The organism is Salinicola avicenniae (assembly GCF_023736115.1).
Lineage (GTDB): Bacteria > Pseudomonadota > Gammaproteobacteria > Pseudomonadales > Halomonadaceae > Salinicola > Salinicola avicenniae.
The window spans coordinates 264895-277020 of the sequence record NZ_JAKQZC010000002.1 but is presented as its reverse complement, the minus strand read 5'-3'; the positions used below and the strand labels follow the sequence as shown (position 1 = coordinate 277020).

The window sequence follows — 12126 nt, the reverse complement described above, 5'->3', positions numbered from 1 at the left end:
ATGGCAGACGGGGCCCGCGCCAAGCGCGGGCCCCGTCGCGTTACGGGCTGTCGGCACCCGGTCAGCGCGGGGAGTCGTAGCGCCCGGCACGGTTCTGGGAAAACACGACCTGCCACAGCTGAATGTCGCGAGCCCGGAAGGCGCCGGCGCAGGACCCCAGATAGTAGAGGAACATGCGCTTGACGCGCTCGCTGTAGTTGTCGGCGATCTCGTGCCAGCGGGCGAGCAGATTGTCCTGCCAGGCCATCAGCGTGGTGTCGTAGTCGGGACCGAAGTTCTGCCAGTCCTCCATGACCAGCTTGTCCTCCGCGGCTTCGGCGATCTGTTGCACGGAAGGCAGGATACCGTTGGGGAAGATGTACTTGTTGATCCAGGGGTCGACACTGACTTCGTTGGAGTTAGAGCCGATGGTGTGCAGCACGAACAGGCCCCCCGGCTTGAGCAGACGTTCGACGGTATCGAAGTAGGTACCGTAGTTGCGCTGGCCGACATGCTCGAACATGCCGATCGAGACGATACGATCGAACTCGCCACTCAGCTCCCGGTAATCCTCGAGAATGATCTCTACCGGCAGGCCGGCGCAGCGCTCGCGACCGAACTTGGCCTGTTCTTCCGAAATGGTGATGCCGGTCACCTCCACGCCATAGTGGCGCGCGGCGTGTTCGGCGAAGCTGGCCCAGCCGCAGCCGATGTCGAGCACTTTCATGCCGGGTTTCAGACCGAGCTTGCGACAGGCGAGGTCGAGCTTGGCCTTCTGCGCTTCGTGCAGGGTCGTGGCCTCTTTCCAGTAGCCACAGGAGTAGCACATGGTTTCGTCGAGCATGCGCGTGAACAGGTCGTTGCCGAAATCGTAGTGTTCCTTGCCAACGATGTAGGCGCGAGCCTTGCTCTGCAGATTCATGACGCTCGATTGCAGCTTGTAGATGATTCGCTCTGTGGTGGTATGGGCGGCACCGCCAAGTCCGTGACGCAGCAGGCGGTGGATCATCTCGTCGATGCGATCGCATTCCCACCAGCCATCCATGTAGGCTTCGCCGAAGCCGATGGAACCCTGGCGGAGAATGCGTGTAAAAAGATCGGGGTGACGAACGCGGATATCCCATGGCTGGCTGCCGTTAAGCGTGACACCGGATCCTTCGAGCAGGTTCTCGATAGTTTGACGAGCGCGCGTGTCGGGGAGCGCGACGGGGGCGATCGGAGCGTTACTGGTCATGGTTCTTCCTAGCCGAGGGCGCTTGACGCTCCCTGACCGCGTTGACACCGTCCCCTAGCTGGCGAAAAACAACCTGTGATATGCGGACTCGGCCGCGATGACGTGATTTGCGGTCATTTTTCACGCGTCGGCGACGCGAGTGATGAAGCCATGCGGTGGAAGCGTGGCGCCACGATCCCTGTTCTCTGATTGTTGGAAGTTGCGCTTTTAGATTGCGTGCTAACGGGTTCGCCGTCAAGAAGACGCCCGCTATGCGTCCAATAGTCTAGACGGACTTGCTATTTTTGCGTGGCGAAATCGACAGCGGCGAGGGGGTGAGGTTGACTGGGGGCACACACCGTTATCGGGAGACAGGTCGAATGCACGTGATCGTGGATCTTTGTGTCGTGCCGCTGGGCGTCGGGGTGTCGGTATCGACGTATGTGGCACGGTGTCAGGAAGTGATCGAGGCTTCGGGGCTCGAGCATCGTATGCATGCCTACGGGACCAATATCGAGGGGCCTTGGGACGAGGTGATGGCAGTGGTGAAGGCCTGCCATGAAGAGGTGCACGAGATGGGCGCGCCCCGCATTACTACGACGCTGAAGATGGGCACGCGGACTGACCGCGATCAGCGAATGTCAGACAAGGTCGACAGCGTGTCACGTCGTCGAGCGATCGATTGAACGCGTCAGGGGGCGAAAACGACACTGCCCGCGAGCGAGTCGCGGGCAGCATATCGGCGTTGCGTCCTTGGCGAGAACCAAGCGTGCCTTAACGGCAGCGGATGGTCCAGGTCGCCTTGTAGCCGTCGCCTTCCTGGGTTGCCGCCTGCAGCTCGGTGTCCTCGTCGACGGTTGCTCCCTCAAGCTGGTCGTTGGCGTCGGCGACTTTCTGCGGATCGTCGTTTGGCCCCAGCATCTGCTGCTCGACGATCACGAACTCTTCGCGATCTTCCGCTTCGCACTGTTCGAGCGCTCGCTCCTTGGCGTTCTCCAGCGCTTCGTCCTGATCGTCGCCCAGACCGGTCACGACGTAATCGGTGCTGTCTTTCTCCATCGAGCTGCTGTCGCTGGCGCAGCCGGCGAGCGTGCTCAGGGCAAGGGCGCCGGCCAGGGCGATCCAGACGGGGTTGCGAGTTGCCTTATGCATCATGTCACTCTCTCCGTGTGTCGTGTTCCACAAACTATATCTGACGATCAGCCCGATCCATTCCGTCGGCCGTGCTGACATACTTGTTAGTCTAGATCGTCGAAATAAAACTGCAAGCCATTGGAAATAAAGGTAAATGTCGCCACGCCGAGACGCGCGTGTCGGCGTGGCGCGACAGTTCAGTCGGCGCCGGAGGGCGGCATCAGCCAGTGGTCGCTCGCCGCGAGCAGATGGGCGGTCAGGGCATCCAGCAGTTCGCCGCCGTGACGCCAGTAGTGCCAGTAAAGCGACACGTCCATCGGCTTTGCTGGATCGAGTTCGACGAGGTCGCCCGCCTCTCGTGCCTGCTGTCCCTGACTTTCCGGGATCAGCGCGTAGCCTATGCCGGAGAGCGCCATGTGCAGGACGCCTTCCGAGGACGGACACAGGTGGTGGGGGAACGGCTCCTTGAAGCCGTAGGCGTCGAGATAGCGTTGCTGAAGGCGGTCGTCGGGGCCATAGAGAATTGCCGGCGCGCGGCCCAGCGAGGCCTCGTCGATCCCTTCAGGGAAATACCGCTCGGCGAAACCGGGGCTGGCCATGATCTGGTATCGCATGGTGCCCAAAGGACGGGCCCGCGCGCCCTGCACGGGGCGCGCGGTTGCGCAGATGCAGCCGGCCACTTCGCCGTCCCGCATACGTCGCAGGGCAACCTCCTGATCGTCGACGACCAGGTCGAGCAGCACGCCGCGGCGATGACAGAACTCGCCAATGGTCGGCGCCCACCAGGTGGCCAGGCTGTCGGCATTGATCGCCAGCCGGAGCCGCTGCGTGCCTTCGCCGAGCGCGGGAATCTGATCCAGCAGGTCGTGCTCGAGCAGGCGGACCTGCTGAGCATGGTTGAGCAGACGCTGGCCCAGCGGAGTCGGCAGCAGACGCGGCGTGCGTACCACGACCGGCTGGCCTAACCGTGCCTCCAGCAGTTTGATGCGCTGGCTGACCGCCGACTGCGTCAGGTTGAGCTGCTGGGCTCCGCGTTCGAATCCCCCCTGATCGACGATCGCCGCCAGGGCTTCCAGAAGCTTGTAGTCAAGCATTAGGTTTTCTAATGACCCGTTACATCAATTCATTTCAGTTAATGAGATTAGCATCGCAAGCTGAACGCGTTTCTTTATCTGGGTTAAGTCAATGGGAATTTCTTTCAGTCAAGGGTTATTGGTTGGCAGCGCGCTCATCGTCGCCATCGGGGCGCAGAACGCGTTCGTGCTGCGCCAAGGGCTGCGACGCGAGTACGCCTGGCGGGTGGCGGCGATCTGTGCGCTCTGTGATCTGTTGCTGGTGGCGCTCGGGGTCGCCGGCATGGGGCGTCTGCTGGCGGCAAGCCAATGGGCGATGACGCTGGCGCGCTGGGGCGGCGTGGCCTGGCTGGTGTGGCAGGCCGTGCAGGCGCTTGGCCGCACTTTTCGGCCGGTCGCACTGGTTCCGGCTGCCGCTTCCGCCACGGGGGCCGGGGCTGTTGTGCTGGCTACGCTGGCGGTGACGCTGCTCAACCCGCATGTCTATCTGGATACGCTGGTCATGCTGGGGGCGATCGGGGCGCAGCAGCCGAGTGCGGCCGGCTTTATCATGGGTGCCGCACTCGCCTCGCTGCTCTGGTTCTTTGGCCTGGCAGGCGCGGGACACTGGCTGGCGCCGCACTTGAACAGTCGACGCTGGTGGCAGGTCATCGATCTCACGGTCGCGCTCGTCATGTTGACGGTAGCCTGGCAACTCGCCTGGCGACCGCTCTGAGCCCGGCGTGGGTCGCTGCGGTGCTGTGCCGTTAGTCAAGAGGACTTGGCCGCTCGCCACGAGGGCTTAGCCAATCTGAATTTCACCGCGCGCGTAGCGCAAGCCTCGAGCCTGTCGTGTTGCCAGAAAATAGCCCACCGAGAGCGGGCCGACGCGCCCCAGCAGCATGGTCAACCCCAGCAGGAACTGGCCGGGTAGTGACAGATCGGCGGTGACCCCGCGGGACAGGCCGACGGTGCCGAAGGCGGAGACGGCCTCGAAGGCGAGATCGAGGAAGGTCTGATCGCGATCGGTCACGCTGAGGCCGAATAGCGTCAGGAAGACCAGCAGGACCCCGGCCAGCGCTACCGTGATCGCCTTGATCACGGTTTCCTGCGGGATCGAACGGCCAAAGGCGGTCGGGTGCTCGGTGTTGCGGTAGAAGGCGCGGGCGGTCAGCAGCAGGACCACGAAGGTGGTGATCTTGATCCCGCTGGCGGTGGAGCTCGAGCCGCCGCCAATGAACATCAACAGCATGACCAGCAGGCTGGAGGCGTCGGTCAGCGCACCGGGGTCCAGGGTGTTGAAACCGGCGGTGCGTGGTGTGACGGCTTGAAACCAGGCGGCTTGCAGACGGGCGAAGACATCATCTAGGCCGCCCAGCGTGTCGGGATTGGACCACTCCAGCCAGAGCAGCAGCGCGGTGGCCGCAAGATTCAGCCACAGGGTCGCCAACAGCACCACCTTGGTCTGCATGGCGAGCCGGGACCAACGTCGCTGGCGATAAAGATCGCTGATCACCACGAAGCCGAGTCCGCCAACGATGAACAGGGTGGTCACGACGAGCGTGATCAGCGGGTCGTCGACCGCCTTTGTCAGACTCTCCGACCAGGTGGAGAAACCCGCGTTATTGAAGGCGGAGACAGCGTGGAAAAGGCTATGCCATAACCCTTGGCTCAGTCCGTACTCGGGAACCCAGCGCAGCGCGAGCAGCAGCGTACCGCCGCTTTCCACCAGCAGCGCGAAGACCATGACCAGCCGCACCAGTCGGGCTACCTGGCTGAAGGCGATCTCGCCGAGAGCTTCGCGTACCAGGCTCTGTTGCTGCAGCGGGAGGCGTGCGCCCAGCAGCAGCACGGTGAGCGCAGCGAAGGTCATGAAACCGAGTCCGCCGACCTGGATCAGCAGCAGTAGTATCAGCTGTCCGGTAAACGTCAGGTCCTGTCCCACGTCGATCACGCTCAGGCCGGTTACCGTGACCGCCGAGGTGGCGGTGAACAACGCTTCGTGCCAGGCCAACGGACGCGTGGCGCTACCGGGCAGCCATAACAATAGCGCACCGAGGGCACAGAGCAGCGTAAAACCGACGAGCAGGATTTCCGGTGGCGACAGACGGATGACACGGCCGTGCGGGGCACGGCGAAACGGGCGTCGCAGGCGTGCGGCCAGACTCATGGTGTTGGCTCCGCGCACACCGTTGATGGCCATTGCCGGCACCGCCGTCCGGCCGCGGACGGGCGCCCCGTCATAACTGTCTGCCGACTTTGCGTAGCGCTTCCAGGTCGCCCATCAGGACCAGGTTATCGCCGGCCTGCAGCGGCGTCGTGTCATCCGGATTCTGGATCACTTCGTCGCCGCGTTTGATGGCGACGAGGTGCAGGTTGTCACGGTCGATCGCCAGCGAGGCGACGCTGGTGCACTGCTCCACCAGCCGCTCGGTGGTTTCTAGTTCGACGATGAACTGGCGCTCGCCGAGGCGGATGAAGTCGATCATGGCGTGATAGTTGAGGCTCTCGGCCACGCGCATGCCGACGTCGCGCTCGGGGTAGATCACGCGGTCCGCCCCGAGTCGTTTGAGCAGCTTGTTGTGGGCATCGGAGTGGGCCTTGGCCCAGATCTCCTTCGCCCCGAGCTCCTTGACGTGCAGTGTGCAGATCACGCTCGACTCAAGATTGTCGTCGACATCGATGACGACCGCGTCGTAGGTCTCGAGTGCCAGCTCCGCCAAGGCGGTCTCGTCGGTCAGGTCGGCGATCACGGCATGGTCGAGCGTGTCCGAGAGGGCATCGACGCGGCTTTCGTCGCGGTCAACGCCGAGTACCTGATTGTCATGACGCTTGAGTTCGCGGGCCACGGTACTGCCGAAATACCCCAGACCCAGGATGGCGAATTGCCGGGACATCGAGAGACTCCTTTCTCCGTGAGCGTCGCGGGGGCGGCGTCCTTGCCGACTAGCTTGGCACAGCGGCCACGTCCGCTCCACAGTGCACCGTGACCTGGTCGTGGGCCCTTGCCTCCGGGTCGCTGCGCCGCGCCTTGTCACCGCGCTTTGTGACCAGACGCTATCTTGGCCCTTCGGGGCGGTCGCGATACGGCCGACGCGACGCTACAATCGCGCCCTCGCCGCGTCGGCGGGATGGCTGGCGGTACCGTGGTGGCGCCTCGCGTCTCCGCGGTACGACCGTCGTACAGGTCGTGCAGGCAGCGGTCTTTTGGACTTCAGTTTTTCGGAATTCGGTTTTTCGGATTTCGGTCTTTCAGGTATCGATATGTCAGGCATCAGTAGCGTCGAATCAGGACAAGAGGACACATGAGCGCAATCGCACGACCCAAGAATCTGTGGCTGGGGCGCTGGGGCTTCGTTCTGGCGGCCACCGGCTCGTCCGTCGGGCTGGGCAATATCTGGAAGTTCCCGTATATGACGGGCGAGTACGGCGGCGGTGCCTTCGTGCTGGTCTATCTCCTCTGCATCGTCGCGGTCGGCGTGCCGGTGATGATGGCGGAAGTCGCGGTGGGGCGGCGTGGGCGTGGCAGCCCGGTCGATGCCATTCGCCGTGTGGCAAGGGAGGCCGGGCGCAGCGGCTTGTGGTCGGCGCTGGGCTGGATGGCGATGCTGTGCGGTTTCATGATCCTGTCGTTCTATGTCGTCGTGGCCGGGTGGTCGGTCTCCTATCTGTGGAAGTCGCTCAGCGGTGGCCTTCAGGCCGATAGCGTGGCCGGCATGGCGGCGATCTTCGAGGCCAATAACGCCAACCCGTGGAATCTCGGTTTCTGGAGCACGCTGGTAACCCTGGCGACGATGAGTATCGTCGGGCTGGGCGTACAGGGCGGTATCGAACGCAGCGTGCGCTGGATGATGCCCGGGCTGGTGCTGATGCTGGCGGTGATGATCGTCTATGCCATGTTCAGTGGCGGTTTCGCGGCAGGCGTGGATTTCCTGTTTGCCTTCGAGTTCGGCAAGCTCAGCGGGGCAGGCGTGCTCGCGGCGATGGGGCATGCTTTCTTCACGCTGTCGCTCGCCTCGGGAGCGATATTGACCTATGGCGCCTATTTGCCTGAGACGCAGTCGATCTGGCGCACCACGCTGACGGTGGCGATCTGCGACACCCTGGTCGCGTTGATGGCCGGTCTGGCGATCTTTCCGGTGATCTTCGCCAACGGCATGGACCCCGATTCCGGGCCGGGCCTGATCTTCATGAGCCTGCCGCTGGCTTTCCAGCAGATGCCGCTGGGTGGTGTCGTCGAGGTGATCTTCTTTCTGATGCTGGCGGTCGCGGCGTTGACCTCCGCGATCTCGATGATCGAGGCGACGGTTGCCTGGCTCAACGAGAGCCATGGGATACCGCGCCGGCGTGCGGCCTGGGGCGTCGGTATCGTGCTCTGGCTGGTCAGCACGCTGGCGATGCTGTCGTTCAACCTGGGGGCGGAGTGGAAATGGGGCGGTCGCCATGTCTTCGACTGGCTCGATTTCCTCACCTCACGCCTGATGATGCCGCTGGGAGGGCTCGGTATGGCCGTGCTGGCTGGCTTCCTGCTGCGCCGCGAGGCGATGCGCGACGAGCTTGGCCTGCCGGCAACGCTCTTCACGGCGTGGCGGTTGGTCATTCGTTACATCAGCCCACTGGCGATCCTGGTGGTCTTCCTGGACGCGCTGGGCTGGCTCGGCGGCGGGTTCGATTGGCGCTGGCTGCTCGCGGTGCCGCTGGCGGGACTGGTCGTCGAGGGACTATCCGCGCGTCGTACCGGCGACAGGCAGGCCTGACGCCGGCAGATGCCAGCCGGGCGATCCCGATCGCCCGGAGCGGTATCAGTCGTCGATCTCCCAGGTCACGCTGACACCGGCATCGATGCTGATGTCGCCACTGCGATACTGCGGTGCGCTGCCGCCACTGTCGGCGGCCGCGGCCCGCATCATCTGCGGCTGATAGCGTGGGGCATTGGTCTCTTCGATCGACACCACGTCACCGAGATCGACATCCAGGGTTTCCGCCATCATTTCGGCTTTCTGGTGCGCACGCTGCAATGCTTGCTTGAGCGCTCGGTCGTCGGCGGCATCGCTGTCCTGCAGGCCATAGCTGACGCCGTCGAGCGAGTCCACGCCGGCGGCCGTCAAGGCGTCGAGCACGGTCGGCAGGCGATCGAGATCGCTCAAGGTGAGTGAGACGGGACGTTCGATCTGGGTGCGGACCTGAGGCGGCGTGTCGTCGCCATTGCGCGCGGTCTGCACATAGTCGGGGCGGACACTGAGCGATCCGGCACGGATCTGGCGACTCTCGACACCGGCATTCTCCAGCGCGTGGATCAGCTCGGCGGTGCGCGATTCCAGACGATCACGCGCGTCGCCGATGGCATCGCGGTCGCCGCTGGTGGCCTCGCCCTGCGGGCGGGCCGGCGTGCGTTCCCACAGGCGGGCGTTTAGTGTCGCCATGTCCGGCGCGATCTCCAGTGTCGCGTCGGCCTGGACATGAATCTGGCGCGGCGTGCTGTCGGCGAATGCCGGAGTGACCAGGGCCGCTGTCGTCAGCAGTCCGGCAAGGCTCAGGCCAACGGCGCGAGCGAGCGGGCGGGCGGTTACGAGAGACATGGCGTTTCCTCTGTCTTGGCAAGGGCGAAACCGCCGCCGCGAGCGCTGAGAGGCGCGCGCCGGCGACGGCGGCTACTCATGCTATGCTCGCCGGCGACAATTTCCCAACCAGGCGGGGGACGATGCGCCTTCTTTCCCTATTGTCTTGTGGTCGGGCCTATCTGCGGCAGGGCCTATGGTGCCATTTTGGCCCTTGGTGCGTGGCGGCGTTGACCCTGTTGTTCGCGGCGTCGGTGCCGGCGGCGGTGACCGTCGAGGATGATACTGGCCATCGGTTGACGCTGACGCAACCGGCTGAGCGAGTGATCGCGCTGGCTCCTCACCTGACGGAGATGGCCTTCGCCGTCGACGCCGGCGCGCAGCTCGTCGGCGTCATTGACGGCAGCGACTATCCACCTGCAGCGCGATCGATCAAGCGGATCGGCAATTACCGTGGCATTCCGCTGGAAGCGATCGTGGCCAGCCAGCCAGATCTGGTGCTGGCGTGGGCGAGTGGTACGCCGGATGCGCTCGTGGAACAGCTGACGCGGCTTGATATCCCGGTCTATCGCAGCGAGCCGCGGCGCCTGCCGCAGGTCGCCGACGATCTGCGCGCGATCGGTCGTCTGACCGGCCACGTCAAGGCGGGAGAACTGGCGGCAGAGCGCTTCGAGCAGGGATTGGCGGCAACGGCACAGACGCTGACGCCGGCGCCTCGGGTGTTCTACCAGTTGGGGCAGACGCCATTGACCACGCTGGCCGGTGGCCAGATCGTCACGCAGGTGGTGCGTCACTGCGGGGGGGAGCCGCTGTTCGCTGGGGGACGCGTGCTGGTGCCGGAGATCAGCCGCGAGTCCCTGCTCGAGGCGCAGCCGCAGGTGATACTCGCCGCCGGTCGCGACGATCGCTGGCAGGCGTTCTGGCGTGGCCAAGAGGCGCTGCCGGCGGTTCGCGACGACGCCCTCTACACCCTGTCGCCGGACGCGATCAGTCGGCCCGGTCCACGCATGATCGACGCCGTCGAACAGGTCTGTGCGGCGCTGCGCGAGGCCGGCACCCACTGAGCGCTGATGCCTCGCGCAGTGGGCGGTATTTGCCTCCGGCGCATGCCGAGGTCAGTAGTCGATGCCGCGTCGTGCCTGCAGGCCGGCGTTGAAGGCGTGGCGGGTTTCCTGCATCTCGGTCACGGTATCGGCCATTTCCAGCAGCTCGCGGTGCGCGTTGCGCCCGGTCACGATCACGCTCTGCTCCGGCGGACGATTGGCAATGGCATGGCGGACCGTCTCGATGTCGAGATAGCCGAACTTGAGCATGTAGGTGATCTCGTCGAGCACGACCAGATAGACCTCAGGGTCCGCCAGCAGGCGTTCGGCCTCGCGCCAGACCTCGAGGCAGGCGGCGGTGTCGCTGTCGCGATTCTGGGTCTCCCAGGTGAAGCCGGTCGCCATGATGTGCACGTCCAGATTGGGGTCCGCGATCAGCCGCTCGCGTTCGCCGCACTCCCACAGTCCCTTGATGAACTGGATCACGCCGACGCGGTAGCCGTAGCCCAGCGCGCGGGTCACGGTGCCCCAGGCGGCGGTCGTCTTGCCCTTGCCGTTGCCGGTGAAGACCAGTAGCTGTCCGCGCTGCTCGGTGGCGGCGGCAACCTTGTCGTCGACATGGCTCTTCAGCTTCTGCATCGCCTTCTGATGGCGCTGTTGGCGGTCGGTCATGGAAACTCCGTGCGGATGGCCGGGGCCGGGTGATAACGAAGGGGCCGGGTTAAGACGAAGGCGCGGGATAGCCGAGCGTCGCGGCCATCGAGTCGAGGTTTGCGGCGACCCAGCGCGCGTCGATCGGCCCCCAGTCCCGAATCACGTAGTGACCGATCTGATGGCGTTCGCCGGCCGACTGCTCGAACTCGCAGACGATATCCAGCTCGCCAAGGGCGCCGAGCGTATCCTGCGCGGTTCGCCTTGGCATGCCGCTGGCCTCGACAAGGGCAGGAACGCTGGTGGCGATGCCGGCGTCGATCAGGCCGGCGACGTAGAGTCGGCGGTAGAAACTGGTTCGGGTCTTGCTCAGGGACATGGGCGACATCATCGACGAGAGTGTCGTCCCATGGTAAGCGATGCCCGGCGCCGGGTCATGGGTGGGGGCTCTCCCGTATCACTCAGGCTGCGACCTCTTCCAGCAGTAGCCCCCGATAGTCGAGCAGCCAGTCGACGAAGCTGCGAATGCCCGTCTCCAGCGAAACGGTCGGCGTATAGCCCACGGTGGCCTGCAGCTTTTGGGTATCCGCCCAGGTGCGTTCGACGTCGCCCGGCTGCATCGGTTTGAAACGCTTGATCGCGGCGATGCCCAAGGTGCGCTCGAGCGTCTCGACGAAATCGAGCAGCGCGACCGGCGATCCGCGGCCGATGTTATAGATCTCATGCGGCGCGAGCCCTTCGCGAGAGGGCGCCCGGGGCAGCAATCGCACGATGCTCTCGACGACGTCGTCGATGTAGGTGAAGTCTCGCGCCATGCGCCCGTGATTGAAGATCTCGATCGGCTCGCCACGTAGCAGGCTGCCGGCGAACAGGCAGGGGGCCATGTCCGGGCGGCCCCAGGGGCCGTAGACCGTGAAAAAGCGCATGCCGGTGGCCGGTAAACGATGCAGGTCCGCATAGCTGTAGGCCATCATCTCGTTGGCGCGCTTGGTCGCGGCGTAGATCGATGCCGGGTGATCCGCCGGATCGGTCTCGCGGAAGGGGAGAGTCGCCTGTCGTCCGTAGACCGAGCTGGACGATGCATAGAGGAGATGCTCGACCGCATAACGCTGACACAGGTCGAGCACATTGAGAAAGCCGGTCAGATTGCTGTGACTATACGCGTGCGGATGCGTGACGGAGTGGCGCACGCCCGCCTGGGCCGCCAGGTGCACGACATGCGTGAAGCGTTCGCGCGCGAAGAGCGACTCCATCGCCGGCAGGTCGGCGATATCGAGCGTCTCCACGCGTAGATGCCGGAGGCGGCCCCACCGTGCCTGCTTCAGCGCCGTCGAATAGTAGTCATTGAGGTTGTCGACGCCTACCACGCGGTGGCCATCGCGGGCGAGGCGGTCGGCGAGGTGAAAGCCGATAAAGCCGGCCGCGCCGGTGACGAGAATATTCATGCCTGTTCCTGTCGTTGATGAAACCTGCGCCGCCGGGGCGGCAAGCTTGCA

General features: G+C 64.6%; 13 protein-coding genes. 4 read left to right on the top strand and 9 right to left on the bottom strand.

Going from position 1 to position 12126, the window contains the following annotated elements:
- Window positions 1-61: 61 nt before the first annotated feature.
- Window positions 62-1213: a cyclopropane fatty acyl phospholipid synthase gene (gene cfa, locus MC381_RS04735; protein WP_251976585.1), complete on the bottom strand. Its 1152-nt coding sequence runs from the start codon at window positions 1211-1213 to the stop codon at window positions 62-64.
- Between the two features lie 359 nt (window positions 1214-1572).
- Here cfa and MC381_RS04730 point away from each other — a divergent pair, with 359 nt between their 5' ends.
- The gene (locus tag MC381_RS04730; protein WP_251976584.1) at window positions 1573-1878 is read left to right on the top strand and encodes an MTH1187 family thiamine-binding protein; all 306 of its coding nucleotides are present in this window, start codon (window positions 1573-1575) and stop codon (window positions 1876-1878) included.
- An 88-nt stretch (window positions 1879-1966) separates the two neighbouring features.
- On the opposite strand, the gene MC381_RS04725 is transcribed toward MC381_RS04730, so the two are convergent.
- Together MC381_RS04725 and MC381_RS04720 are read right to left on the bottom strand one after the other, a co-directional pair.
- Window positions 1967-2347: a hypothetical protein gene (locus tag MC381_RS04725; RefSeq protein WP_251976583.1), complete on the bottom strand. Its 381-nt coding sequence runs from the start codon at window positions 2345-2347 to the stop codon at window positions 1967-1969.
- A 176-nt stretch (window positions 2348-2523) separates the two neighbouring features.
- The gene (locus MC381_RS04720) at window positions 2524-3420 is read right to left on the bottom strand and encodes a LysR family transcriptional regulator ArgP (protein WP_251976582.1); all 897 of its coding nucleotides are present in this window, start codon (window positions 3418-3420) and stop codon (window positions 2524-2526) included.
- 91 nt (window positions 3421-3511) lie between these two features.
- Here MC381_RS04720 and MC381_RS04715 point away from each other — a divergent pair, with 91 nt between their 5' ends.
- On the top strand, window positions 3512-4114 hold the full coding sequence (locus MC381_RS04715; protein WP_251976581.1) for a LysE/ArgO family amino acid transporter: 603 nt from the start codon (window positions 3512-3514) through the stop codon (window positions 4112-4114).
- Between the two features lie 66 nt (window positions 4115-4180).
- Here MC381_RS04715 and MC381_RS04710 read toward each other — a convergent pair whose 3' ends face one another.
- Both MC381_RS04710 and MC381_RS04705 read right to left on the bottom strand, forming a co-directional pair.
- Window positions 4181-5548 (bottom strand): TrkH family potassium uptake protein, encoded by a 1368-nt coding sequence (locus MC381_RS04710; RefSeq protein ID WP_251976580.1) that lies wholly within the window; start codon window positions 5546-5548, stop codon window positions 4181-4183.
- A gap of 70 nt (window positions 5549-5618) precedes the next feature.
- The gene (locus MC381_RS04705) at window positions 5619-6275 is read right to left on the bottom strand and encodes a potassium channel family protein (RefSeq protein ID WP_251976579.1); all 657 of its coding nucleotides are present in this window, start codon (window positions 6273-6275) and stop codon (window positions 5619-5621) included.
- Window positions 6276-6683: 408 nt separating this feature from the next.
- Here MC381_RS04705 and MC381_RS04700 point away from each other — a divergent pair, with 408 nt between their 5' ends.
- Window positions 6684-8135 carry a sodium-dependent transporter gene (locus MC381_RS04700; RefSeq protein WP_251976578.1) on the top strand — a complete coding sequence of 484 codons (1452 nt, stop codon included), beginning with the start codon at window positions 6684-6686 and terminating at the stop codon, window positions 8133-8135.
- 45 nt (window positions 8136-8180) lie between these two features.
- Here MC381_RS04700 and MC381_RS04695 read toward each other — a convergent pair whose 3' ends face one another.
- Window positions 8181-8957, bottom strand: coding sequence for an SIMPL domain-containing protein (locus MC381_RS04695; RefSeq protein WP_251976577.1), 777 nt, complete (start codon window positions 8955-8957; stop codon window positions 8181-8183).
- Between the two features lie 122 nt (window positions 8958-9079).
- Here MC381_RS04695 and MC381_RS04690 point away from each other — a divergent pair, with 122 nt between their 5' ends.
- Entirely contained in the window at window positions 9080-10000 is a 921-nt protein-coding gene (locus tag MC381_RS04690) for a cobalamin-binding protein (RefSeq protein WP_251976576.1), read from the top strand.
- Window positions 10001-10051: 51 nt separating this feature from the next.
- Here MC381_RS04690 and cobO read toward each other — a convergent pair whose 3' ends face one another.
- The 3 genes from cobO to MC381_RS04675 form a co-directional block, all read right to left on the bottom strand.
- On the bottom strand, window positions 10052-10651 hold the full coding sequence (gene cobO, locus MC381_RS04685; protein WP_251976575.1) for a cob(I)yrinic acid a,c-diamide adenosyltransferase: 600 nt from the start codon (window positions 10649-10651) through the stop codon (window positions 10052-10054).
- 49 nt (window positions 10652-10700) lie between these two features.
- Window positions 10701-11009 carry a winged helix-turn-helix domain-containing protein gene (locus MC381_RS04680; protein ID WP_251976574.1) on the bottom strand — a complete coding sequence of 103 codons (309 nt, stop codon included), beginning with the start codon at window positions 11007-11009 and terminating at the stop codon, window positions 10701-10703.
- Between the two features lie 82 nt (window positions 11010-11091).
- A complete protein-coding gene (locus MC381_RS04675; protein WP_251976573.1) occupies window positions 11092-12075 on the bottom strand; it encodes an SDR family NAD(P)-dependent oxidoreductase in 984 nt (327 codons plus the stop codon).
- Window positions 12076-12126 lie beyond the last annotated feature (51 nt).

Excerpts from the sequence above, each read along its gene's own strand:
- MC381_RS04700 (WP_251976578.1), top strand. The coding sequence starts at position 6,684 with ATGAGCGCAATCGCACGACCCAAGAATCTGTGGCTGGGGCGCTGGGGC.
- MC381_RS04710 (WP_251976580.1), bottom strand. The coding sequence starts at position 5,548 with ATGAGTCTGGCCGCACGCCTGCGACGCCCGTTTCGCCGTGCCCCGCAC.
- MC381_RS04695 (WP_251976577.1), bottom strand. The coding sequence starts at position 8,957 with ATGTCTCTCGTAACCGCCCGCCCGCTCGCTCGCGCCGTTGGCCTGAGC.
- cfa (WP_251976585.1), bottom strand. The coding sequence starts at position 1,213 with ATGACCAGTAACGCTCCGATCGCCCCCGTCGCGCTCCCCGACACGCGC.
- MC381_RS04675 (WP_251976573.1), bottom strand. The coding sequence starts at position 12,075 with ATGAATATTCTCGTCACCGGCGCGGCCGGCTTTATCGGCTTTCACCTC.
- MC381_RS04730 (WP_251976584.1), top strand. The coding sequence starts at position 1,573 with ATGCACGTGATCGTGGATCTTTGTGTCGTGCCGCTGGGCGTCGGGGTG.
- MC381_RS04725 (WP_251976583.1), bottom strand. The coding sequence starts at position 2,347 with ATGATGCATAAGGCAACTCGCAACCCCGTCTGGATCGCCCTGGCCGGC.
- MC381_RS04705 (WP_251976579.1), bottom strand. The coding sequence starts at position 6,275 with ATGTCCCGGCAATTCGCCATCCTGGGTCTGGGGTATTTCGGCAGTACC.
- MC381_RS04680 (WP_251976574.1), bottom strand. The coding sequence starts at position 11,009 with ATGTCCCTGAGCAAGACCCGAACCAGTTTCTACCGCCGACTCTACGTC.
- MC381_RS04690 (WP_251976576.1), top strand. The coding sequence starts at position 9,080 with ATGCGCCTTCTTTCCCTATTGTCTTGTGGTCGGGCCTATCTGCGGCAG.
- MC381_RS04720 (WP_251976582.1), bottom strand. The coding sequence starts at position 3,420 with ATGCTTGACTACAAGCTTCTGGAAGCCCTGGCGGCGATCGTCGATCAG.
- MC381_RS04715 (WP_251976581.1), top strand. The coding sequence starts at position 3,512 with ATGGGAATTTCTTTCAGTCAAGGGTTATTGGTTGGCAGCGCGCTCATC.
- cobO (WP_251976575.1), bottom strand. The coding sequence starts at position 10,651 with ATGACCGACCGCCAACAGCGCCATCAGAAGGCGATGCAGAAGCTGAAG.